This window comes from Aquimarina sp. EL_43, assembly GCF_943422735.1.
In the GTDB taxonomy this organism is placed as follows: domain Bacteria; phylum Bacteroidota; class Bacteroidia; order Flavobacteriales; family Flavobacteriaceae; genus Aquimarina; species Aquimarina megaterium.
In genome coordinates this window covers 4,032,128-4,056,355 of record NZ_CALSBR010000001.1, presented here as the reverse complement: position 1 = coordinate 4,056,355, position 24,228 = coordinate 4,032,128, and the positions used below count along the sequence as shown (strand labels likewise).

Genomic DNA, 24,228 nt, shown 5'->3' with positions numbered 1-24,228 from the left:
TGGTTATAGTTCTATAATGCTTTTAGATAATACGGGGCCTAATTCATAACTACTCTCCAGCAGTTCTTCTTTTATAGGTTTTACTTTATCGAGCATACCATTAGCCTTATAAATCTGTGCGATATGATAATTAGCTTCAGGTTCAAAGGTTTTATTAATAATATGTTCTTGTGCAATTTCTAATGCCTGTTTATAATCTCCCTTAAGCGTAAGGATATAAGCTTTTAGATCATATGTTTCTGGCGTTGACCGATTAGCAAGCTCTCTTTCTGCAATCTGTAAAGCTTTATCAAATTCTTTATATTCTTCTGCCAAAAGCAGTGCATTGTAGGTATTATACATCTCTCCATACCTATGATCACCAACAGCCTCCTGGTAGGCAGCAATATTTTGGTGTTTGTTTTTTTTGTCATTTTGAAATTCAGCAATTTCAGCTTTTAACAAATAGTAATCCGGACTTTTATGGGTCTCTATCACTGCATTCATAATTCTTAATGCTTCTTCTGGATTCTTCTCGTATGAATAGGCAATCCATGCGATTCCTTTTTTGGCATATCCATTTGTAGGGTCAAGTTTCAATGCTTTTAAATAATGATCGTATGAGTCCTTGATCCTACCAGCATGACCATAGTAATCTGCTATGTTTGTATATGACCACAGGAGTAAGCTTTGGTTTTTACTACTTTCTGCGATCGATTTTGCTTTTTCCATATAGCGTATCGTTGCATCCAGATTACCTTTATAATCATTCCATTTTGCTAGTCGGATTAAAAAATGATAATCACTTTGATTGGCAAAACTTTCTAAATGCCTTTTTGCTTCCTCATATTCTCCCAATTCCATAGATACATCAAACAATACTAATCTTGATGCGGTATTAGGGTTTAATATAAAAGCACCTTCTACCGCTTTTTTTGCCTCATTAAATCGATGTTGAGAAATAAAATTCTGTGCTAATGCCAACAAGTATCCTTCTTTTTTAATAACAGCTACAGCTACAGATTTGAGGAGTACTTGTTCTGCCTTTTTAAGATGTTGTATATCTCCTGTAAATTGAAATAACTTTGAGTAGACTCCTGCTGCACGAGACATCGCAAGAATTTGTGTACTATCTTCTTTTATTCTGTTATTCCAGAATTGGAGTTCTTTTTGCGCTTGTTGAGCTTTTGGATTTTGCTTTTTCTGAAGATATACTTCATAATCCTGGGGGCTGGTAATGCTATCTTTTGATTTCTGGCAAGAAACAAGAATGCATACCATAACCATTACATATATTATGTTTATTAATTTCATCTTTTTGTTTTTTGAAGTTTTTGTATTCGGGGCAATTTTGGGATTGTCATAAAGAACGAAGTCGATGTTTTAGAATATAATACGGGGTAATTTCTCGACTTCGTTCGATTATGACTAGATAAGCAGGGGTTCTATTTTACATATGAGGCGCTTCTAAGTATGGGAATGAAGCCAAAGGAGTTTCTCCTGATGCATCTACTCCATCAGAAACCAAAATTGGTAGATCTGGTGTACCATCTCCGTCAAGATCCTGACCATTAAATCGATCTCCATTATTTCCTCCAAATAGAAGGATCAAGGAAATATCTACAACATCATCGGTTAAATTTCTACCGGTAAGCACATTCGCAGCATCAAAATAGGTTGTTGGCCCATCTGGTGCTACTTGTAATACATCTGTTGCGAGAATAGTAGTTAATGTAACCGCATCAAGACCTAAGATGTTATTTTCATAGCTCACGCCAAATGCATCGTGCAATGCTACAGCTCTATCCAAAAACTTGGATTGAAATTTTGCTACCATTTCTGAAGGAATAGTAACATTAAAATCATTTTTATCACTAGAATCTCCATTTAATACGGTGTTGATAGCTGCTCTTCCCATTTGATCTTCCTGAACAAATGTCCCAGAAAAATCTACCTGTACTGGTGGTACTGGTGGTTGAATTATTACTCCACCATCATCATCCTTATTACAACTACTTACTCCAATGGCTACTACAAGAGTGGCTATTATATATTTTATATTATTTAATTTTATCATGTTTATATTTTAAAAATTTATACCTTATGTTATTGTTTTCTTTTTGCTTCTACCCAGGTATTAAATACTTGTACCCCAGTTCCTGCAGGATGGTCAAAAGTTCCTCCTAACAATGCATTAGGTACTTCTACTACGATGGATAATACATTGGTATTATCAAATGCATCTACCCCTGGATTGTTAAATCCGCCTCCCGGTGCAGTAGATGTTCCTCCGATAACTGCATTAAATTGAGCAAAATCAAAGAAGAACGCATCCTCTCTTAAACCTGCAAAATAAGAGATCCCATTAGCGGTTGCTGTAGTTGCGTTGGCTCCCGTACTAATTTCTACCTGACCTAAATATTCAGTTTTGTCATCGATAGTACTGTTTAATCCTGTTGTACCTGGGGCATAAGGCCCAAAGAAATACATCACACCATCTCTTGGTATTGCTTGTATCACCAAATCTTCTACCAGATCTCCAGTATTATCAATGTTGATCTCTACTAACACATTTTCATCAAACTGAGCAGAAGTTCCCGGTGTCAAAAGCCCTTGCACATTTGCTACAAAAACAGTGTTGTCTGGATTTGCTCCTTCAAAAGCATAAACATCAGTAATGTCTGCAGTACCCCCGGCAACACTTGGAGCATCTAAGTGATCGGCAGCAATTAATACCACTCCTAATGAGAGGAGGCCGCCAATGATAAACAAGTTTGTTTTTTTAATAATGTTCATTTTTTTTATTTTAAAAGTTTACGCCCATACTTACGAAGGTGATTAGCGTATGGTTTTCTTAGAAACGTTAAAATGTTGTTAAAGTAAAATCACGAGGTATTCTACCAAATAACGTAGTAAGAAAATATGATGTAATCGAAAAAACAGTACTCAAGAATTTACCTTTACTCTGTTTTTACTTCATTTCTAAAGATTCGTGGTTTTTTAACAAAAAAACGCATGTTATACCTATCTTCTTAGCTGTTTTTTGGGATACTTCATTTAGAAATAAGTAAGCTGTTTGGCTACCTTTATAACAATAGAAACTATTCGTTTTACACTTTTCAGGATTGGCTATGAGTATCTCGTATTATAGTATTCTATTGTAAAACATTAACCTAAATATATTTCACAATGATTAAAAACATTTTAAACGTAGAAAAAATTAAAATTTTAAAAAAAGAAGAGCAAAAATCTGTTAATGCCGGATCTTTTGTATCTGATTGTTTGCCCGAAATTCGTCCATGCCGAAGCAATGACGATTGCTGTACTACCTGTAATACAACCGGTATATTTATAGGTTTATGTGCTTTTTAGTTAGTGAACTTATAGAACTAAACACAATATTAATCTAACTATTAGCTAACTCAAAATAAACAATTATGCATAAAAGTTCAATTTTAAGAATGAAGTGGTTTGTAGACCATTATGCTTCAAAAGTAAAGAACAATCAAAAATTAAAAGTTCTTGATATTGGAAGTTACGATGTAAATGGGTCATATAAACATCTTTTCTCTAAAGTTGATTTTGATTATGTTGGATTAGACATGGAGGCTGGACCAAATGTTGATATAACACTAAAAAACCCCTATTATTGGGAGGAGATAGAAACAGACTCATTTGACATTGTGATATCTGGTCAAGCTTTTGAACATATTGAGTTCTTTTGGATTACTATGTCAGAAATGACTCGTGTATTAAAGAAAGATGGTCTTATGTGTGTAATTGTACCTAATGGTTTTGATGAACACAGATACCCCGTTGATTGCTATCGCTTTTTTACTGACGGAATGGTAGCATTGGCTAGATATGTATCTCTAGAGCCATTACATGCACATACAAATCTTGCGCCAAGTGAAAAACATAAAGATTGGTACAGTAACTCCAAAGCAGATTCAATGCTGGTTGCGAGAAAAAACTATGCTGGCAAAACAAAACATGTTGACCTACAAACTTATGTTTGTATACCGACTAATAATGAATCGCTTAGCTCAAACCTAGTTTCGCCTCCAAAACCCAATTTTTTAAAAAAAGGATTAAGAAAAATACTCCGATTCGCTAACAAAGTATAATAAATTAACCTTCAAATATTCATACAATGATTAAAAACATTTTAAACCTAGAAAAAATTAAAGTTTTAAAAAAAGCAGATCAGAAACACATTAATGGTGGTTCTTTGTCGTTCGGTTGCATACCACAGATTATAGATTGTGATAGGCATAGCGATTGCTGCTCAGGAAGATGTCATCTTCACTGGGGCATATGTGCCTTTTAATGTAGAATAGTTTCCATTAAGAGAAATCATTTACAATGAATGAGTTTCTCTTAATGGTCTATTATTTTATTCAAATCATTATAGCCTTAATTTTTACTAAAATATAAAATTAACTTCGTGAAATAACCTGTCTGTACCTACTTCGCCCGCTTAAGCAAAAACCATTTCAAAAAAACTTAATTTCCCTGAAAAGCTACTGTTTTTCAGGAAATCACTCATCATTATTTTTAAAACATAACTATAAATTTATAACAGAAAAACACATCCTGTTATCCTCTTGATGTGATTTAAAACTTTTATAATCAATTTAGAATATTAATGACAGATCAACAAAATTGTCTAATAAAGACCGAAGAACAAATACGTAAATCAGAAATACTTTTCTATCATTTAGAAGAATATACTGAAAATAACAAAAAAGAATATTCTCTCATTAGAGTTAAAGTATTTGACAATTGGAAAAGAGAAAAATATCATAACGGTAGATGGCATCCAATTCAAAATATTAAGAATTATTACCGCAATCAATGCCCTGGTATATTTATCAATGAAAAAGAAGCTGTAGAAATAATGGTATTAATCGATCATCAAAAGCAACTTTATGTATAATCACAAATAGAACTTAAACACCAACAGCTCAAATAAGGATATCGCTACTAGTTATTGATTACCTTAAAACCTTAGGAAAAAACACGAAAAAAAACTCAATTCATCGAAAAAGCACTTGATTTTCAGTACATTCATCATTAATATATTCGTAATATAGTCTTAAATTCATAACAGAAAGCGCATCCTTTTGTTTCCTTGATGTTATTTAGAACTTCAATAACTCATATAGCGTGTTCATGACAAATCAATGAAACTGTTTTATAACAATGAAAACAGAGATTAACAAATCAGAAATACTTCTTTATCATTTAGAACAATACTATAGCAATGGTAAAAAAAAGTATTCTTTGATTAGAGTTATTATAACCGATTCGTGGAAAAAAGAAGAGTATCATGCAGGTAAATGGCAACAATTTTATGGTACTACAAGACATTATCCCGAATCATACCCCGGAGTTTTTATTGATGAAAAAAGAGCACTAGAAATGATAAGGTTAATTGATCTACAGGAACAAGAAGACAACATTACAAAAAAGACATCGCTAAAATAATTATTTGTTTGATATCATGTGCTTTTTATTAGAATGTTGAAATTCCCGGTTTATTAACACAAAAAAACGTAGTTCATTGGACAATTGTATTTTTTTCAAATGATTCTATTTAGATATGGCTTAGATGTTTAGGTAATTTTGAACATTAACGTAACCCAATTAAATTAATTATTATGAAAAAAAACAATATTCTGTTACTATCCTTATTAGTAACTAGTTTTAGTTTATGTATTACTTCTTGTACCCAACAAGAAGAAAACGAAATTTTTGCCGAAGAATACAAATCACAGATTAAAGATGTTGCAAAAGTAGGGTGTACAACTACTCCTGGTGAAACCCTTGAGCGTATTGAAAATCCTCGAGATTTTGGTTTTGATCCAGAGAAACTGGAAAGCGTTGAACAATTAGCCAGACAACTTGATACCGATGCATTGTTGGTTTCTAAATGCGGGAAGATATTGGTCGAATTTGGAACACCAGCGACCAAGCGTCCAATCAATTCTATGAGAAAACCTTTTATGGGCGCAGTTTATGAAAAATATGTCGCTGATGGGACTATTGATCTTAATAAAACATTAGGGCAGTATGGAATAAATGACGTAGATGGGCTATCTCAATTAGAATTATCAGCAACTCTTAATGATGTCATTCGACATAGATCTGGCGTATATCATACAAGTCTATTCGAAACTCCAAAAATGAAAGCTACTAAGCCTCCAAGAGACTCAAAAGTGCCAGGTGAGTTTTTCTATTATAACAACTTTGATGCCAATGTTTTGTATACCATTTTTGTAAATGAAACCGGTGAGCGTTTTTTTTCGAGCTTTAAATAATGATATTTTAACCCCAATAGGAGTAAAGGGATTCAATACTAGTGATGGAAGGCTGATTACCGGACAGGAATCTGATCACCCAGTTTACGCACTTAACATGAATGCATTTACTTTACTACGATTTGGTATATTGTTATCGCGTGAAGGTGACTGGGGAGGAGAACAAGTTCTTTCTCGAAATTGGGTAAGAGAGATGACAAGATATCATTCTAATGCAGCTATATATGATAGAGGTGGATTTGGAAAGTTTGGAATTTGGAATGGTAAAGAAGAAAATGAATTTCCGCATTTTCCAAATGTAGATATGCCACAAAATTCATATCATGCTTTTGGATTTGGCGGTCAATATATAATTGTTGATAATGAAAATGATCTGGTTGTTGTACATCAGGTGAGACGCAATAGGGAAGTAAGTCATGCGGATATGGGGCGACTACTTAATCTTATTTTTGAGGCACGTATAGAAGAATAGAAAAAGTCAAGATAAGTTCATTACAATCTTTTTAAAAACGTTAGGCTTCTGGGAAATGGTTAGTACATTCCCAGAAGTTTTTCTAATCCGCATTATAAAGAAAGAAATTCTGATGAAATAATTAGATATCCTATTTTAAAGCTGTAAATTACTATATTCTATATGATAGGTCACACAGATATTAAAAACTCATAGTCTCTTTTATTTACAATTAAGTACTCTACTTAAAAATCAGAATATTACTTTTATATTATCTCTTTCTTATGAACTCGTTTAAACTTTTTGGTTTTAAGTGAAAATTAGATGTTTTTAGTGATGTTGAAGGCTTTTTTGAGTTGCATAGCAGAGCTACGGAAAGAAAAAAAGACAAAAACAGGGCTGAAAACAGCAATTTTTTAGCAAATCGAAAAAGTTTAAACGAGTTCTATAACAAGAATTATCAATACGCTATGATACCTAATACCACAAACAAAAGAAATGGAACAAAAAAAGTACTGATCTTAGATTATTCTGTTGATCAAAGTGAAACCTCTGTAATCAAACAATGTTTACCCCAAGGTATTGAGGTTTCCTCATTATATATTGATACAGAAGCATCTTTTCCTGGTGACTTAATAAAAACGGCATTCACACATGTAATCCATACAGGATCTGCATTGTCTATTACAGAAACGGCTCCCTTTACAAAAAAAGCAATAGATTATATTCAAAAAATAAATGCAAAAGGTATTTGGCAAATGGGAATTTGTTATGGGCATCAACTCCTATGTAAAGCATTAGTTGGAAAACATGTTGTGCGCTCTTCTCCCAATGGTTTTGAGGTTGGATGGGAACAGGTTTCGTTTACCAATACTGCAAGAAATTTCTTGAAAGTTAGAGAGCAGGAAGTAGTATGGCAGCATCATTTTGATGAAGTCATAGAATTACCTAAAGGTTCAGAAATCCTTGCTACAAATACACATACCAAAATTCAGGCTTATATCAATTATGAACAAAAACTTCTCGGAACACAATTTCACCCAGAGTTTAACAAAAAATCAGGCAATGATTATTTTCTAAAAGACAGGAAGTTTTTGGAAAAAAACCACAAAAATGTTGATACTATCATAAGCAAAGAGCCTTCTTTTAATGCCGGAAGTATCTTTTTTAATTTTTTCTTGAAGCAATTGCCTTAACCAATATTTATGGATTATAGCGTACTATTTTTAAAGGAAGGTCCCTATCATAGATAATTAGAATAAGTACCTAACTCCTTAAAGTTTTTCTTTATTCTTCAAAACTTCGTTTTTTAACAAAAAAACAGTTAATTCACTCTCCAAACTCTTCCATTTTTAGATAATTCCACTTAGAAGCAATTATGGTTTTACACTACCTTATTTGAAGAAAATAAAGCTTCTTTTATTTTCTAAACATATTCATTAACATAAACACAAATCAAAATGAAAAAAGTTAATTTAGCAAACCTCTGTATAGGGGTAATGGTACTATTTTTTATATTTTCCTGTACCAAAGATGATGGTGCAAATCCCGTAGATTTGGATCAAGTGACAGAATCTGGTTATTTAGCCAAAGCAAAAGAGCAATTTGCCCAGTTGGGGTATGACTCAAGTGACTTAACGGTTACAACTTTTACAGATCCCTTTACCAAAAAAACAGAAGAATATTATCTATTGCAAGGCGATGTGTTAATTTCAAAAGGAGAGTTAAAAGAAATGATAGCCAACGCACCTGAAACTGATAGTAAGCAGTTTTCCATTGAGAAAGATCGATTGATCAGCATACCTCAAAATCAAAACCGGACGATTAGAATATATGGAGTAACTGGTAGTAGTGATCCAAAAGAATCTTTAACAAATGAAATGCATAGGGCGTTGGTCGAAGCTGTTGAAAAATACAGAGATGAATCCAGAAAGCTAAGGTTAGATTTTCAATTGGATTTTGGTAATATTGCTAATGGCGGAGATCATGATGTCATTGTGAAAGCATCAGAAAACAAACCTGATGGTGAGCGTACTCCTTTTGCTATCGCACAAAAACCCCTTAATAGAAATCCGGGAAAATTTGTAACCTTATACACTGATAAGATGAAAGAGGAGGGTGTTCATAATGAAAAAGACCTTCTTATAATAATAATGCATGAAATAGGACACACCTTAGGGTTTAAACATACAGATTATTTCAATAGACGAATTTCGTGTCCTAGTGGAGGGGCAGAATCTGTAGATTTTCTTGGTGTAGCACATATTCCCGGGACTCCAAATCTAACGAGTGTAGATCGTAAGTCAGTTTTTTTAGCATGCTATGATATCTCCAGGAAATTAACCAATTTTAGCCAAAATGACAAAAAAGCTCTACGGGAATTATATGGGAAACCTGTCTTCTTTGTAGTTCCTACCTGTCCTACTATCGAATTTGCCGCATTTGGAGGGAGGCATGAGGTTGCTGTCAACTCTTTTAAAACAGATTGGAGAGCAGAAATAGTTACCCCTAACAATACATTTCCATGGGCACACATACTAAATGTAGATAAATCCAGAAATGGAGGATTCTCTGTATTTGTTGATTCTTGGCACTGTAATGTAGATATAGGATTACTACGAGAATGCGTTGTAAAAGTAACCGGAACTACTGACTATGGAGAAACTATAACTCACATCATACCGGTAAGACAAACCTGTACTGTAGGCGTTCCTGTAGATCCTTTTTAATTCATCATTGAAATATCCTATTGCTTAATTACTCCCCTTGAAAAATTAAACATTCTATTTTATACAGACATTGCATTATTGTGTCTGCATGATACCCCAATGTGGTCTAGTTAAAAGATAAGGTTTAAAATTTCATATCACATTGAGCTTGTCGAGATGCTTTCAAATGTACATTTTCAAATATCTTCCACAGAATTATCCTGAGTCTATCGAAAGACTCTGATTGATAATTATAAGCTTAACGAAACGAGATTGATGATATCCTCACAGATCATAAAGGTCTGTGAGTTTTTTTTATTTGACTATGAAAAACTAACGTCTTCTCATCTTCTGGAATGAATGATTTTTCAAGGAATTTACAATCCTCATATACCGATACTCTTCCTGATGCAATATTTAAAAATTGCTTAAACAGAATACGGTAATTTATGAACTCTTAACAACTCATTCATATATGATGTCTTTCGATATTTTTTTTAATAACGATACCTTCTTTTACAATATCCGACAATATGACAGAAGTTGAAGGTGTTCCATATTGAGATAAAATATCGATAAAATCTTCTAGATGATGATGATCATAGATGATTACTTTCATAATAAGGCAATTTTCTCCCGTAATTCTACTGCACTCTAGTATTTCAGAAAAATCTCCTATTAATTTTAGAAAGTGAAAAAACCTATCTACAGTTTTAAAACGCATGGATATATAAGTAGATAAAGTGTATCCGAGTTTTTCGTAGTTTACTATTGTGGTATAAAATTCGATTACATCGGTTTCTTCTAATCTCTGAATTCTCTCTCCTACTGCAGATGATGAAAGTCCAATTTCGCGCCCTATCTGAGCATAAGAAAATCTAGAGTTACTTTTAAGTAATTTAATTATTTTCTGATCTAACTTGTCTTTTACCATGATTCAATTTGGTTTTAAGAATCACTAAAATAATTTAGTGAAGTTTTTAATTTAAGTAAAAAAGCCCCTGTTAATGATAGTTGCTTTTGTTTTTTTATTCTTACTCTTCGAGCAATTTATGAAACAAATCAGCCAGTCTAATTTCAATAAAATTAACTATTTGTTCTTCTGATTCTTTATTTTGATACATAGAGAATACTTTTACTGCATTACGTTTTTTGAGTATCATAATATCTCCTTCTGTATTTTCTATATCTTCAGGTTTTAGATTCCATAGTAATAATGATTGTAATAGTTTGGTATGAGATTCATATCTCTTCTCTAATATTTTTTGCCGTTTTAGATCTTCTGGATCTTTTTGTTCTGCACTATTTATTTTACCAGTTAAGATGGTATATTCATCTCGTATTTCACGATCAACATCCTGAGCTTCACGAACTAGTTTTAAATAAGCTTCATAGATTTTTTCGTTATAAAATTCTATAAAATCAAAATAAAGGTTCATTGATTTAAGATAGTTGACAGCTATCTCTCTGTATACCCTTTTATCCTTATTCTGGGTTTCTACCAGTTGTTTCCCTAATGTTATCAACTTTCCTTTTTTATCTTCTATAAGGTTAGCAAAACCTTCTTTTTTGGGAAGTGCTAATAACTGCGGTGTAATATCTTTAGGCAAACCTTCATAGCGATACTTTCTATATTGTACTCTAATAGTATCGTTTTGTTCTTTTGGTTTTTTATTGAAATTAATTTTTGGTTTTTTAAGTCCAAAAGAGTAATTATATCCAAAAGTCGCTGTAAACTCGCTTAGGTTACCAGTACTACTACCATTTCTAAATAATTGTATGAGGTTAAGATTAAAATTATGTTTCTTCTTCAGCACATAAGTCATCCCGCCTCTAAGGTTTATTATACTAATATTTGAAGTACTGTTGTTAGTGGTATTATACCCGACAGAAAATCTTGTTTGTAATGTTTTTTCGAAATACTTTTTGATAACACTTAGGTTAGGCCCCCAAGTGGTTGCGTCTTCTCTCCCAATAGTATTGTAAGTCCCGTTAAGAGAGGTTGTAATACTTAGGTTTCTTTTAGAAAAACCTATTGTATGTCCGAGGTTTACATTATGAAAAGTAGAGGCATCTCCCAGTCTTACTACTCCACCCTGCTCATTAGAAACATCATTTAGAGTGTAGTTCATCGTTAGGTTTTGCCGTGCAGATTTTTTACCCGAGAGTACATAGTTTATTCCCAAAGCGGCTGTCTGTGATAATTGCTTATAATCGAGATTTTCTACTTGTTCGGTCAAAAGGTTTCCATTATTAATGTCATCAAATTGATTTGGTTTGATATTGGTAAACGTACTAAAGTTAGAATATGATCCAGAAATATTAAGCTTATCAGATAGGCTAAGATTTGCATTTAATGCTCCTACTGTACGATTTGTATTACTGTTCTTTACATTGTTTAAATCATCTCTTTGATAACCAATATTAAATGCTAATGCAAGTCGGTCTCCAAAAAATGTATTGGATATATCTAAGGTTATATTCTCAAAATCATTATTAAAATAATATGCCCCCAGAGTTTCATATCCCGGATCTATACGTTCATACCCCAATCCAAAGTTTATTTTTCCTATGGCATATCCCAAACGGGTACTAATAGCTTTATAATATTCTGTTGATGTGCGATTATTAAAAAGTATTCTTATCGGAGAAATATCATTATTTTCTATTTCTTCTGCTCTAAGGTCCTTGGTGATGGCAGAGGTTGCATATTCACCTTCGATAGTAAAATTATTTCCTAACTTAACTTCGGCTTCTACACTTATTACCAGGTTTTCCTGAGGTAATATTTGTTTCTGTTCCGGAATAGAGTCTATAGAATTTTCATCATCTTTGGCATAAAAACCAATCACTCCTATTTTATATTTTTCTTTTTCAAAGTTTGCTTTTATTCCATATCCCATACGATCATAAGAAGGGATTGTTCTTGGATCACCATCATCATTTACTGCCTTAAGCAATCTACCTGCCATAGCGCTTATTTTTAGCGAACCAGGTGGAGTAAGATCAATTCCTCCTCCCGTAAACTGATGTCCATTTAAGGTAAAAGGTGAAAAACTCATGTTTACATTTCCTATATGCCCTATAGCCCATTTGTATTTTGGGTGCAAGCTTATACGGTTAAAATCAAAAGGTAAATCATACCCTAAATTCTCTCCTTGATTTGAAAAACTATAAGAAACAGGAATTGAAAAGCTATAAATATTTATGTTAAGAGCCCCTTGTAAAAAATAAGTAAATTGTTCTCGATTCATATTTTGATTGGATTCGTAATATACTCCATTAGCAGAAATTTGCCCTGTAATTTTAAAAGGGTTGCTACTCTTTATATTATCATAATCAATTGTTTGACTCATCGATAGCATAGGTAATACTAATATTGCTAGTAATTTATATATATGTTTTACATTGGTGGGGCTAATAGTACTCACTTATTAAAAATCAAAATATTTTTTATTTGTATTAATCATATACTTCTAGAAGTACGTACGGAAAAAATAAAAAGACGGTTCTCTCAGTTTCTGATTTATATATTTGATTTTCATTCTGTTGTTTATCTTAGGTGATTGCAGTAACTCTAATCCTCAATAATTATGGTTAGACATGGTTTTCGCTAAGAATTAAAAGTTGTTTAATTCTCAATGTATAGTCATCTAACCTGGCATTTTGAATTCGTAATCCTTGTAGTTATCCTTCTATTAGGCGTAATGCAATAGCCTTTGTAACACTTTATTTATAACACACTCTGATACATCACCTTATCAATAATCCAGGAATCATTTTCTTTTACAAGCAATAAGTAGTCGCAACCTTTTTTATGCTCTGCCCAATACATGTCTATTTTAACAACTGCAATTTTTTCTTGTACATCTAAAATCTCAACATTGATTTCAGATTCTGGCATAATATTCTCTTTGTTGTATGAAGAAGCCCATTCTTTGATTTCGTTAAGCGTAATGGTAGATATATCCATCCACTTGCTATCATCATAATCATAAATAAATCCTGTTTTGACGGCATTTTTGGCAAAATATTTATCAATTAGGTTGGTATCTAAGGTTTTAAATGCTTTTGGATACATTTTTGATACTTCTGTAATTTCACTGTGATTCATGGTTTATTATTTTTAATTTTAGTATACGGCAAATGTAAAATAGTAGGGTGACAGCCTTATGTCATCTAGGTTCAGGAAACATTTATAAAATACTCTTGAAGATCAAAATTGTGCTGATACTTAAATGTTTTCCCGTTACTTGTTATATTTTCAATTCGATCTAGTCTAAACTCTCTTATTTCGTTTCTTAACCTGCAATGGGCAATAGTTACCCAGACTTTATCATCTGTAAAATAAAGGCCTAAAGGTTCTATATCTCGTTTTGTTTTTTCATCTTTATATAGAGAGTGATATATAACTTCTAACACTATTGTATTGGCTATTGCCTTTTGTACTATAGATAACCAATTACTTTTAATCGTTTTTTTTAAATAAGATGGCACTATTCTATTTTCAAGTTTATCTATATTTTCTTTTTCAGTATTACGTAGAACCGATTTTATCTTAATCAATAATGAAGTAAAATCTTTTATCAAAGATGTATCACCCTGGTTTTGAATAAACTTTTCGGCAACAAGTATAGCATTAGCTTCTTCTTCTGTAATCATAATAGGTGGTAATGAATATCCATCAACCAAAAAATAACCTATTCCATTCTCTGAACCAATGGGTACTCCGGCATCTTGTAAAGTTTTTATGTCTCTATATACAGTACGTAAACTAATTTCAAATCTATTGGCTATTTCTTTTGCTGTTATTACCTTTTTAGACTGTAATTGTGTTAATATGGATGTTATTCTGGTTAACCTATTCTTTTTCATAATTCTAACTAATGTCAAATTATTATATTGATATTGTGTATTTTAAGATTTTGCTAATTTTCTTTTAATGATCCTTTTTATTTTACTCTCTTAGAGATTGATAGCATTGATATGATATAGTAAATTTGTATAACAGATGAATAATAGTTACTCAAAAGTGGAAGTACATACACCTGATGTATTTTTTATATCTCAATTGGTGATAAAACAAAGAATATGCTTCTATAAGAAAATGTAGATAATGTCTTCGTATCTATTATTATAAACTATCATCTAAATATTTATCTAGGCTTTCTCTATTCGTATTTATAATTTCTAATAGTTTCTTAGTATCTATGATTTGGTTATTATCTTTTAATAACGATTTAAGCTTATTTATTTCTGAATACTTAGAGTTGTTAGATTCACTCTTAATAGCTTTATAAAAATCAAGGTTGATCATTTTAAAAATTTCATAAAGGAGTTTTACATTTTTGGTAGGGGTATCTACTACGCTGAATACACCTTTTTCAAAAACAAGTAGTTTTGTCATTGTTTTTGTTTCTAACTCATTTCCTGCTGTTTTATATTTAAAAATAGAATATTGCTTATTACTACTATAAAAAATATACCTAAAAATTGGCTGTACCTTATCTCTATCTACCCCTAAAGCGTTAAGAATTGATCTAAAATCATCATCTGATTTCGCATTGGTAAATAAACTATCTTTATACGTATACATTACCTGATCATATATTTCTTTTAGGTAGTTAACTTTAATAGGTATCCCTTTATCAAATTGGCTGTAATCTATTTCTTGAGAAAACATTTGAAATGTAATAAATAGGGGAATTATATATTTCATGTGGTTACTATTTAATGTGTCTACTTTTTATCTTTTTATCTATTCATACCAAAATATTGTTGAGTCATTAATGGATCGATGACTTTTTCTAATTCTTCCCGAGTCATCTCAGCGCTTTCAGAATATATAGCTTTGGAGAAGTCTAGCACTCCTGATGTATAAATCTCTTCTATTTGATTGTCTAATGATTGTATATTTGTTTTTTTATGCATAAAAATAGCATCTATAGAACTAGAAGACAGATAATTAAACATCATATACATCTTAGCCATGGTTCTGGTCGCTACATAAACAAACCACTGATCATTTTTTTTTATCAACGTACTACAGGCTGGTATTTTTTCATTATTTATAGTAACAGTATACTTTATAATTGCAAATTCATGTCCATTTGTTTCATACATGATCTTGTTTAATAATTCTGCATAGACTAAGTTTTTATCTTGTTTACTTTTTGTTTCATACCGATTAGGATCATTTTTTATTTTATAATTATAGTTGCTTTGATCCCATTCATAATTTTTACTTGATAAGACAGATCGCAGTGTACTTTCGGGATATTTATTTTTACAAGTTGCAGCAGCATTACAATCGGCATAAATTTTAAAGCCCTGTGGATATTTTGTATAATAGAAAACATTATTTGTAACCGGAAAACCAAATGTGGGAATACTTGTTATACATTTTTCTTGGCCAGCCACCCCGTACACAACAAAAAATAAAATTAGAATCCAAAAATTTTTCATAACCCTTAAGTTGTTTATTCTTTACTTTCTTCTTCAAAAAGCTTTTTGAGATTAAATGCATACAATTCGAACTCTGATTGTATATCAATTTGGAATAGATGATGTCTATATGATGATCCCGTGGATGGATTTTCTAAAGAAGCATAAGCATAAGCGTCTGATATATAAGCTTCTAATCCCAATAAATCAGGATTTCCTTTATATGGATACTTAAATGCTATACCTGCATTAAGATCCATTTTTACCGATGAATCTCGTTTCGATATTATGTCAATATTTTTAACTCCAAATTCAATAGTTGGAGTGATATATCCACCTCCAGAAACTGAACTATTATTAAAGTATACAACTTCTGTTTCAACTTCTTCTTCAAATTTAATATCTGCTGTTCCTCTCAAACCTATTTCTATTTTAAGTTTAAGTTCAGCTTCGGGATCAGGAAGAAATGGTACAGGGAGTTTAATTTTTTTTCCACATTCTAGTTTTGCTATATCAACACCACTAGCCATCAGTCTCAATTGCGTTACTTTATTATAAAACCTACTCTCCTGATTTTCTTCTTTATAACGTTCAAAAATATATTTAAACTCCTTACTTCGTATCAAGTCTTTATAGTTATCAAAAAATGTAAGGCCACATCCAAATCCTATCTTTTTTATTGCTTCTGATAACTTATTAAATTTGTCAAATGACTCTAATATAGGTTTAAACTTCTTAGCTAGATCTCTTCTCCTTCTTTTTTCCTGTATCCACTGAACAGTAACACTCTTTTCTTTTTTCTCAGGATAACCTGCATTAACCTTAGTTATTACAGATTTAGGGATTACTTTTCTTTGATTATTAACTACTATAGTAGAATCTGCATACTTCAATTTTCTAGTAATCTTTTTTTTATCATTTAATACATTTTGTTCATCAAAAGACCAGGTGATATCCTTATAATATTCGTTTGATTTAGGGTCTGGATCAAGATCAACTTTATAGGTAATTTCTTTATTACCTAAACCTTTAAGAATACTCCAATCATTAACCACATAGAGTGTTTGACCCGATTTTGCTGTTCTCTTACCATTATGTGTAGCGGTTAACTCTACAAAATCAAAGCTTTTCTTAATTATATTTAGATTAACTTCTATTTTCTTATCATCATAAGTAATTCTCAATCTCGTTGTCCCACTCCACCTTTTGAGATCTAAACTAAATGTGTCCTGATCAGCATTGATGCCCTGTCCTATAATGAAATTTATGGTTTGGTCTTCTTCTTCTTTAAAAATTTGCCATTTAAATTCTTTTGTCTCTTTTGGATAATCTTTTAATTGAAATATAACTGGTAACTCTTCAGAATTGTATTGAATATCAATAGTTTCTCCATCTCCATACAATGTGTCATCTGATTCAAACCATATTTTAGTATTTATATCTTCATCAATAGGAATACTACCTTCGTAACTTTCTGTATCGATATTATTATTGTCTACTGGATTAGGTTCTGTAACTGGTGTAGCTACCGGATTATCAGGTACAACAGGAGCCTCTCCTCCATCTTCATTTTCATTAGGAACAGTTACATCAGGATTTTCTGAAATAGGAGATACATCTACCACCTCATTTTCATTCTCATCAGGTTTTACTAAATCATCACCAGTAGCTTCCTCTACGTTCTCATTTTCTTCTTCTCTAATTATATCTACCACGGTGTCTACTACCGAATCTATTACATCATCTATATCATCTACATCAACCACCCCCTCACTATTCTTATCATAAATAGTTTCTACCACTCCTGTTAGTAATTGCTTATCTGTATTGATCTCAATATTATCAAAGGTTACTTTTACTTTTAAGCCCTTTAAATATGGTATTTTTATGTATCCTTTTCCCGAAAACATTTGCCCTGATATACTTACATTCTCTACTACTACCTCAAAATCTCCAGCCATAAATACATCTCCTTTATTCAGGTTTTCCAATGGGTCTTGATTGGTGATAACTATTTCGGGTGTAATACCACAATTAATAACAGTAACTTTATCATTAGTAGAAGCAATAATTGTAGTAAATTCATAAATCTGAGAGTAGGTATATGGCCCATTCTCTATACATTGCCCTCCAACACGAAATTCATAACTTGTACCTGGTTCTAGGTTATATACTGTAATAGGTTCATCTAAAGTCTCTCTCTCGAACCATACTGCATTTTCAACACCTTTTTTACGGTACTGCACATTGTATTTTAAGTGATTTACACTTTTCCAATAGATCGCTTGTGAAGTCGGGCTTTGTGATCCTGCCAATACAAATGATGGCTCTGCACAATCTCCTGAGTACGTAAAACTATGAATCTCACTATACCCCTTATTTTTAAACACTGAAGATTCACTTATGCCATCACTTACTGTGGCACGTACACGCCAACCATATTTCTTATTTGGTAATAACGTGGTCTCTGATGGACCGTATAACAGTGTTGTTGCAGAAGTAGTCGTTTGGTATAAAGGTTGGCTTGCCAAAAATAACGCTTGAGGATCCATTTTACTATCCCAAAGCTCTGTAAGCGTAAATTCATATTCTACGTTGGTGGCATTAAGATGCCTTGGAGTCCATTGAAATATAATATTTTGTGGATCTCTCATTGCAACCTGTTCTCCATTATTAGGTAGATTTAAAAACGGCGGATCATTAAGTACCAAATAGGCCATCGCACAACTCTTACGAGAAATCTGTTTGCCAGATATAACTTCATAGGCTTCAAAACAAAAACGATACATGCCCTCTGGTAGGCTTGTGCCATACTTTTGAGGAGTTATTCCTGTTAAGTTTTGAAATGCAAAATAAGGTTGAAGATCAATATTACTTAAACGCAAAGGTATCCCTCCATCTAAAAAAATAGGATTTGCACCAATCACAACATCAGTACTCTGTATAGATAATCCTGCATTGTTTTCTATATAAAGTTTTAACCGAATTTCTAAGTTAGATCTTGTGATATCTGTTAGTAATAGGTTTACCAATACTTTTTCTGAAGCAGAAGTTGTATATTCTGATAATTGCAAACTATAAGGCGGTATTACCTGGGGTGTAATATCTACCGGAAATACCTGTGCCTTTGCAATAGTTATAAAGAATACTGCAAACGATAAAAGGAAATATCTATATTTTTTTTGCATAATATTATAATTTCTAAAAACCTCCTTCATTTTTAAATACATGATTTATTATCTGTTTTCTTTTTGGATTTTGATATCAGTGAGTATATAGGAATCCTGCCCATCCCTAATAAAACTTTTGATTTTAATAGCTCCTTTTTTACCTTCCTGAGTCTGAAAAAGAACAATTCTTGGTACCGATGTATCATCAAAGTCTTGTAGTCCTCCATGAGTTTCTTGTATGGTTAGGCTTTCAAGTAATGTGTCATCTGCCATATTATCAAACTCTGTTACTGTTAACGAAGCAGAGCAGCCACACAATTCTTGAGAGTTAATAAAAATGGTTTTTTTAGGATCAATCAACTCATCAAATGTAGTTCCTGATAACGCATCAGGACTCACGAATCTATTGCGAGTAAACGTATCACTTAGCCCAAAAAAAGGAAGATCAATACGTTTATCTATATCAGAAGTAATCTCATTCTTGGCGTATATTTTTCGGTCGGCAGTACTATAAAAAGCACCAATACTATTAGTGATATGAGCGGTATTAATACCAAACCTGACATCTGTTAGTTCCCTGAGGTTTGTATTTTTAAAAAACTCTATTTGTTTACTGATTGTCTTAGTTTCTTTTCCATTAGAAACTGTTAGGCGAATTGTCTGAACTCCTTCCTGAACAAATATCACTTCTGGATTTTCTTCTGTTGACATAAAACTTGAAGCTCCTTCATATCTCCATTCATACGATGTAGCACTAACTGATCTATTCTTAAAGTGTACACGTGCCGGGATTTGAAAATCATCATCATCAAAAGCTATTTCAAAATCAAAATCTGATACCAAAAATGGGGCTACAGTAATTGTTTTTTGTTGCTCATAAGTTTCTCTTCCATTACTGACCCGTAATGTAATCGTATGATCTCCTGATTCTTTAAAAACGATTTCTCCTGGATTTTGCTCTGTAGATGTTGCAGGGATACCTCCTTCAAAAGTCCATAAAAAAGTATCTGCTCCAGAGGAATTATTTTGAAAACGATAGGATGCCGGCGAAAAATTATCTACCAAATTAGTGACCTCAAAATCTACTATTACAGGATCATCTATTTGTATTTCTAAGGTTTTGGTATCTCTTGAGCCATCCTCATTAGTTGCCGTAAGTTCTATTGTATATGCACCTTTTTGACCATACTGTATAACCCCTGGGTTACGGTTAACAGATCTAGAGGGAATTCCTCCTTCAAAAGTCCATTCATAGTCTTCTCCTCCTTCTGTTTTATTAATAAAGACAACTTGTACAGGAATAGAAAAATCATCATTAAAAACTTCAACGTCAAAATCAACAATAACAGGGATGGCCTCTTCTTTGGCGCAGCCAAAAAGAGAAAGTATTGATATGATATATATTATGTTTTTCATATTACAAAACTTAGAGAGAAATAGAAATGTCTATTCAAATACCAGTTTACGGGTTTCTGAACCTCTAGGGGTTTCTAATAACATTAAGTATACTCCTGTAGGTAAGGCAAGAGAATAATCTAATAAAAAGTCAACATTACTACTTTCGACACGTTGATCTACTATTGCTCCAGACATTAGGCTTATGATCTTTAAGGTTATATTAGCTTCTTCTGCCAGGCCAATCTTGGTCTTAAAAGTTCCGTTGTTAGGATTAGGAAATACAATAAACTCTTCTATAAATTCACTTTCTGAAGAAGGGGCTGTGGGGCCTACTATGGCTGGCTGCACTATAATGGTCCTCACAAAATCCTGATAACAATCTCCTTGGATCGACCTTAAGTTAACATCATACGATCCTTCTTCTTCAAACATGAGAATTATTTGATCCTCTGTTTCAGAAACTACTTCTACTCCTTCAGGGATTGTCCATTCAACTCTTTCTCCAACCGGCTCACTAATATTCACCAGAATAACCTCCTGATTCGTATATGCCTGAGTAGTAATCAAAAAATCTGAATCTATAGGAGTGTCTAAAACTTCTACTTGTATCTCTCCGATCCCAACACATCCTATACTATTTGTAATAGTAGCAATGTATCTACCAGATTGATTAAGTTCCACTTTACTATCCAAACTGGTAAACCCATTATCACTTGACCACGAATACGTCGCTCCAGGATCATTGATTGTAATATCAAGATTAAATGATTGATCTTTGCAAAGAGTTCTTTTATTCTCTAATCGAACAATAACAGGATCTGGATCTTTCAATATTTCTTCATAAATAGCTTTACACCCTTTACTATCGGTTACTTCTATGCTATAGACTCCCGAAGATAAATCAGTAATCGTAGTAGATGTACTATTTGTATTCCAACGATAACGATAAGGAGGGCTACCTCCTTCGATATTTACACGTATACTTCCATCATTTCCTCCAAAACATGTTGGTGATATTACTGATATGGGGGTTATTTCAATACCGTTAGGTTGATCAATTTTTGTCCTACCTTCAATCTGGCATCCTTTAGCATCTGTTACAAAAACAAGATAGGTACCCGCTATAAGATTATTTATTGTAGATGTTGTCTCTCCATTACTCCATTGGTAAGTATATGGTTTTGTTCCACCTGTAACCACTGCTTCTACTGTTGCATCACCTCCGCTAGCACAAGTCACTTCTGTATTTTGAAAGGAAATTTCTAATTTATCCGGTTGCGATAAGTATTTTGTGGTATCAATTTCCTGAACTAATCTATATTCTCTAGAACCATCAACATTTATAAACTCTTCATAAGTTCCTAAAACAATACCATTTGCATCTTCTACATTTAATGCATAAGTCCCTTCACTTAAATTTTCTATACTATTGTCGTTATCATTAATATCTTGCCAAATCCCTCCTACATTTTTTTTCCAACGATAACAATATGGGCTAAAATTTTCTCGGCACTCTCCTGCACTAGCAAGTGTTGATGTATCAAAAGGAACTCCTCCTGTTACAGTTGCTATTAATGCTCCATCCTGAAACTGGTCTGGAATACCAATAGGATGTATAAAATCTATCCCATCACTATATTCGTTTTCGATATGACAAGAAATAGGATTAAAAACCTCTATGGTAACTTGTAACGGTTTTGGTTGTTCTAAATTGAATTGTACATTAACCGTAAAACATCCTTTTTTGTCTGTAGCAGGATTAAAATTAGCATCAAATACATCAAGTGTATACACTCCTGAACCAACCGAATGCAATATGGTTTGATATCCCTGATCTCCGGATAGGACAGTATTTATAGTTGTATTGAGTACATCCCCTTTTTCATTTTTCCATACAAATGTATATGTACCATATGCAAAAGGAGTTCCGTTAAAAATTCTAGCGCTTATTCTTCCATCTTCAAAACCAAAAGCTCTTGGTTCGTTAATAAGCTCTACCTCAACATCGACCGGAGTATCAGGCTTATCTATGGTTACTTGTTTCACTACATCATTATTTAAAGGATCTTTTGCGATACAACCATTTCTATCTCTCAGCTTTATATAATACGTATTAACTCCTAATCCTGTAATAGAATGTGTTGTTGCCGAAGCAAATGAGACCCAATTGGTTCCAAAAGTATCTCCTTCTTTTCTCAAAAGATATTGATATCCACCAACGCCACCTGTAGCAGTTAACAAAATCTCACCATCGGCTCCATCAAAACACCAAACATCGGTTTTATCATCGGCTGGTTCCCTTGTAAAAGCAACCGCTTCCGGTTCGGTTATGGTAAACTCTAATTCATGAAACTCTCCATCTGTGTAAAAATTACGAAGAACCCCTCCTTCTACATACTTTCCTATAAGTTGACCTAACTTGTAATCTCCCGCTGAAAGATTAGAAAAAGTCATCCTTGACACTGTTCCTGAAGGTGTTATATTCGAATACGATATACCCGTATCATAATTACCATTGGCAAGTTTTTTCTGAAGCGTAAAATTTAATTGATCTCCTGGTTTAAACGGAACAAAATCAATAGTTACTTTGCCATCATTACCTCCTTTACAGGTTACAGGAGTATTAATTGCCATTTCAAAATAAGGAGCTGATCGCACGATCCTAAATGATGTAAAATTATGGTATACGGTATGACTATCACATCCATTTCTTGCAAAGGCTCCTATAATAATAGTTTTATTTACATAGGCATCTTCGTTACCAATTCCTCCTAGAAAATCACTTGGTCTTAAATCAAATATTGATCTATTAGGAGCAATAGGAATGTCGATCCATTGATAATCGGTTTTATTAATAAACCCAAGATTACCATTACCAAGATCTCCTTGTCTAAAAGAGTTTGCTATACGTTGCTGCCTCGATCCTCCCTGACCTTCTATCCTGTATTTCCAATGATATGCATTAGGATGGTTAGGTCCTGTAGCATTAACTCGCATTTTATCTCCATATCCTGCAATATTAACTCCAGATCCTCCTCGTGTTATTCCTGGTAAAGGAATTATCCTAAATCTAAAATTAATATCTTGTGGATTTATACTTGCTGCAGGAGGGAGAGTTGCATTAACTTTATCTCTATTAATAAGTTGTACCTCACATGGGTCTAACCCTCCAACAGGAAAAGAATATGCAATTTGATGCGCTTTACTACTACCTTTTCTACGTTTATAATTGAAATGAATTCGTATTTCTTTCACTTCATGTTCAAAGAAAAACTCTCGTTGCAAATATTGTTCAAAAGGAGCCACCAGTGATTGATCATGACTTATGGATTTTTGAACATTCTCATTAAAATCAGAGAATGTTAGAAAATCTTTTTGTAAAGGATTATTAGCCGCCGTATTAAAAGGATATTTAAACACATCATAATAGAAAAATTTACTCCAAAAAATAAAGGCTTGACCATTTGCCGGGCCTTTACCTCCAAAAGCAGGTATAGGATATCCTTTGGTAGGGTCTTTATATACTGCATAAACATATATTTGATCTGTACGGGGATCAAATCCTAGTCCACGTGTAAAATCTTCTATTACTATTTTTGTTTTTGGTTCACTGGCCTGAGCTGATACTTTTGCAATTGTAACAAGTAGAATAATCGTAGCTAATATACTTTTAAAGCCACAAAAACTATTTTTTATAAATAAATTGTTCATATCCATGTTATTATCCATTCTTTTCATCACTTCTTGCAATAAGA

Annotated in this window: 20 protein-coding genes; 8 read left to right on the top strand and 12 right to left on the bottom strand. The window is 32.7% G+C overall.

All coding sequences use genetic code 11. The annotated features are described in order from the left end of the window. Positions 1-3: 3 nt before the first annotated feature. The 3 genes from NNL09_RS17370 to NNL09_RS17360 all read right to left on the bottom strand — a co-directional run bounded on the left by NNL09_RS17370 (position 4) and on the right by NNL09_RS17360 (position 2,766). Positions 4-1,293: a lipopolysaccharide assembly protein LapB gene (locus NNL09_RS17370; protein ID WP_196910448.1), complete on the bottom strand. Its 1,290-nt coding sequence runs from the start codon at positions 1,291-1,293 to the stop codon at positions 4-6. A 136-nt stretch (positions 1,294-1,429) separates the two neighbouring features. Next, positions 1,430-2,056 carry a DUF4331 family protein gene (locus NNL09_RS17365; protein WP_196910449.1) on the bottom strand — a complete coding sequence of 209 codons (627 nt, stop codon included), beginning with the start codon at positions 2,054-2,056 and terminating at the stop codon, positions 1,430-1,432. Positions 2,057-2,085: 29 nt separating this feature from the next. Continuing rightward, positions 2,086-2,766 carry a DUF4331 family protein gene (locus tag NNL09_RS17360; RefSeq protein ID WP_196910556.1) on the bottom strand — a complete coding sequence of 227 codons (681 nt, stop codon included), beginning with the start codon at positions 2,764-2,766 and terminating at the stop codon, positions 2,086-2,088. Positions 2,767-3,168: 402 nt separating this feature from the next. Between NNL09_RS17360 and NNL09_RS17355 the strand changes: the two genes are divergently transcribed. The 8 genes from NNL09_RS17355 (at position 3,169) to NNL09_RS17320 (ending at position 9,482) form a co-directional block, all read left to right on the top strand. Continuing rightward, entirely contained in the window at positions 3,169-3,351 is a 183-nt protein-coding gene (locus NNL09_RS17355; RefSeq protein ID WP_196910450.1) for a hypothetical protein, read from the top strand. Between the two features lie 65 nt (positions 3,352-3,416). Beyond that, on the top strand, positions 3,417-4,106 hold the full coding sequence (locus tag NNL09_RS17350; RefSeq protein ID WP_196910451.1) for a methyltransferase domain-containing protein: 690 nt from the start codon (positions 3,417-3,419) through the stop codon (positions 4,104-4,106). A gap of 521 nt (positions 4,107-4,627) precedes the next feature. Beyond that, complete coding sequence (locus NNL09_RS17345) at positions 4,628-4,918, top strand: hypothetical protein (protein WP_196910452.1); 291 nt, start codon at positions 4,628-4,630, stop codon at positions 4,916-4,918. Between the two features lie 266 nt (positions 4,919-5,184). Next, positions 5,185-5,469 (top strand): hypothetical protein, encoded by a 285-nt coding sequence (locus tag NNL09_RS17340; protein ID WP_196910453.1) that lies wholly within the window; start codon positions 5,185-5,187, stop codon positions 5,467-5,469. A 173-nt stretch (positions 5,470-5,642) separates the two neighbouring features. After that, positions 5,643-6,302 (top strand): serine hydrolase, encoded by a 660-nt coding sequence (locus NNL09_RS17335; RefSeq protein WP_254514261.1) that lies wholly within the window; start codon positions 5,643-5,645, stop codon positions 6,300-6,302. Next, positions 6,274-6,774 carry a serine hydrolase gene (locus tag NNL09_RS17330; protein ID WP_254514260.1) on the top strand — a complete coding sequence of 167 codons (501 nt, stop codon included), beginning with the start codon at positions 6,274-6,276 and terminating at the stop codon, positions 6,772-6,774. Before NNL09_RS17335 ends, NNL09_RS17330 begins: the two co-directional genes overlap by 29 nt. Before the next feature lie 449 nt (positions 6,775-7,223). Continuing rightward, complete coding sequence (locus tag NNL09_RS17325) at positions 7,224-7,949, top strand: type 1 glutamine amidotransferase (RefSeq protein WP_196910455.1); 726 nt, start codon at positions 7,224-7,226, stop codon at positions 7,947-7,949. A gap of 264 nt (positions 7,950-8,213) precedes the next feature. Further along, positions 8,214-9,482, top strand: coding sequence for a M57 family metalloprotease (locus NNL09_RS17320; RefSeq protein WP_196910456.1), 1,269 nt, complete (start codon positions 8,214-8,216; stop codon positions 9,480-9,482). Positions 9,483-9,930: 448 nt separating this feature from the next. Here the strand turns inward: NNL09_RS17320 and NNL09_RS17315 are convergent, their stop codons facing one another. From NNL09_RS17315 to NNL09_RS17275, 9 genes are all read right to left on the bottom strand, one after another. Next, entirely contained in the window at positions 9,931-10,395 is a 465-nt protein-coding gene (locus NNL09_RS17315) for an Lrp/AsnC family transcriptional regulator (protein ID WP_196910457.1), read from the bottom strand. A gap of 100 nt (positions 10,396-10,495) precedes the next feature. Beyond that, positions 10,496-12,817, bottom strand: a complete 2,322-nt coding sequence (locus tag NNL09_RS17310) for a hypothetical protein (RefSeq protein WP_231389173.1) — start codon at positions 12,815-12,817, stop codon at positions 10,496-10,498. A gap of 377 nt (positions 12,818-13,194) precedes the next feature. After that, on the bottom strand, positions 13,195-13,575 hold the full coding sequence (locus NNL09_RS17305; RefSeq protein WP_196910458.1) for a nuclear transport factor 2 family protein: 381 nt from the start codon (positions 13,573-13,575) through the stop codon (positions 13,195-13,197). Positions 13,576-13,646: 71 nt separating this feature from the next. Next, positions 13,647-14,336, bottom strand: a complete 690-nt coding sequence (locus NNL09_RS17300; protein ID WP_196910459.1) for a YafY family protein — start codon at positions 14,334-14,336, stop codon at positions 13,647-13,649. A gap of 259 nt (positions 14,337-14,595) precedes the next feature. Next, positions 14,596-15,180 (bottom strand): hypothetical protein, encoded by a 585-nt coding sequence (locus NNL09_RS17295; RefSeq protein ID WP_196910460.1) that lies wholly within the window; start codon positions 15,178-15,180, stop codon positions 14,596-14,598. A 35-nt stretch (positions 15,181-15,215) separates the two neighbouring features. Next, on the bottom strand, positions 15,216-15,926 hold the full coding sequence (locus NNL09_RS17290; RefSeq protein ID WP_196910461.1) for a hypothetical protein: 711 nt from the start codon (positions 15,924-15,926) through the stop codon (positions 15,216-15,218). 14 nt (positions 15,927-15,940) lie between these two features. Further along, positions 15,941-19,093, bottom strand: coding sequence for a fibronectin type III domain-containing protein (locus NNL09_RS17285; protein WP_196910462.1), 3,153 nt, complete (start codon positions 19,091-19,093; stop codon positions 15,941-15,943). A gap of 48 nt (positions 19,094-19,141) precedes the next feature. Continuing rightward, a complete protein-coding gene (locus NNL09_RS17280; protein ID WP_196910463.1) occupies positions 19,142-20,491 on the bottom strand; it encodes a PKD domain-containing protein in 1,350 nt (449 codons plus the stop codon). 30 nt (positions 20,492-20,521) lie between these two features. After that, positions 20,522-24,184: a T9SS type A sorting domain-containing protein gene (locus NNL09_RS17275; protein ID WP_196910464.1), complete on the bottom strand. Its 3,663-nt coding sequence runs from the start codon at positions 24,182-24,184 to the stop codon at positions 20,522-20,524. Positions 24,185-24,228 lie beyond the last annotated feature (44 nt).

Coding starts and splice junctions, on each gene's coding strand:
- NNL09_RS17350 (WP_196910451.1), top strand. CDS start 3,417: ATGCATAAAAGTTCAATTTTAAGAATGAAGTGGTTTGTAGACCATTAT.
- NNL09_RS17315 (WP_196910457.1), bottom strand. CDS start 10,395: ATGGTAAAAGACAAGTTAGATCAGAAAATAATTAAATTACTTAAAAGT.
- NNL09_RS17305 (WP_196910458.1), bottom strand. CDS start 13,575: ATGAATCACAGTGAAATTACAGAAGTATCAAAAATGTATCCAAAAGCA.
- NNL09_RS17340 (WP_196910453.1), top strand. CDS start 5,185: ATGAAAACAGAGATTAACAAATCAGAAATACTTCTTTATCATTTAGAA.
- NNL09_RS17325 (WP_196910455.1), top strand. CDS start 7,224: ATGATACCTAATACCACAAACAAAAGAAATGGAACAAAAAAAGTACTG.
- NNL09_RS17355 (WP_196910450.1), top strand. CDS start 3,169: ATGATTAAAAACATTTTAAACGTAGAAAAAATTAAAATTTTAAAAAAA.
- NNL09_RS17295 (WP_196910460.1), bottom strand. CDS start 15,180: ATGAAATATATAATTCCCCTATTTATTACATTTCAAATGTTTTCTCAA.
- NNL09_RS17300 (WP_196910459.1), bottom strand. CDS start 14,336: ATGAAAAAGAATAGGTTAACCAGAATAACATCCATATTAACACAATTA.
- NNL09_RS17370 (WP_196910448.1), bottom strand. CDS start 1,293: ATGAAATTAATAAACATAATATATGTAATGGTTATGGTATGCATTCTT.
- NNL09_RS17290 (WP_196910461.1), bottom strand. CDS start 15,926: ATGAAAAATTTTTGGATTCTAATTTTATTTTTTGTTGTGTACGGGGTG.
- NNL09_RS17310 (WP_231389173.1), bottom strand. CDS start 12,817: ATGAGTCAAACAATTGATTATGATAATATAAAGAGTAGCAACCCTTTT.
- NNL09_RS17280 (WP_196910463.1), bottom strand. CDS start 20,491: ATGAAAAACATAATATATATCATATCAATACTTTCTCTTTTTGGCTGC.
- NNL09_RS17275 (WP_196910464.1), bottom strand. CDS start 24,184: ATGAACAATTTATTTATAAAAAATAGTTTTTGTGGCTTTAAAAGTATA.
- NNL09_RS17345 (WP_196910452.1), top strand. CDS start 4,628: ATGACAGATCAACAAAATTGTCTAATAAAGACCGAAGAACAAATACGT.
- NNL09_RS17285 (WP_196910462.1), bottom strand. CDS start 19,093: ATGCAAAAAAAATATAGATATTTCCTTTTATCGTTTGCAGTATTCTTT.
- NNL09_RS17320 (WP_196910456.1), top strand. CDS start 8,214: ATGAAAAAAGTTAATTTAGCAAACCTCTGTATAGGGGTAATGGTACTA.
- NNL09_RS17335 (WP_254514261.1), top strand. CDS start 5,643: ATGAAAAAAAACAATATTCTGTTACTATCCTTATTAGTAACTAGTTTT.
- NNL09_RS17365 (WP_196910449.1), bottom strand. CDS start 2,056: ATGATAAAATTAAATAATATAAAATATATAATAGCCACTCTTGTAGTA.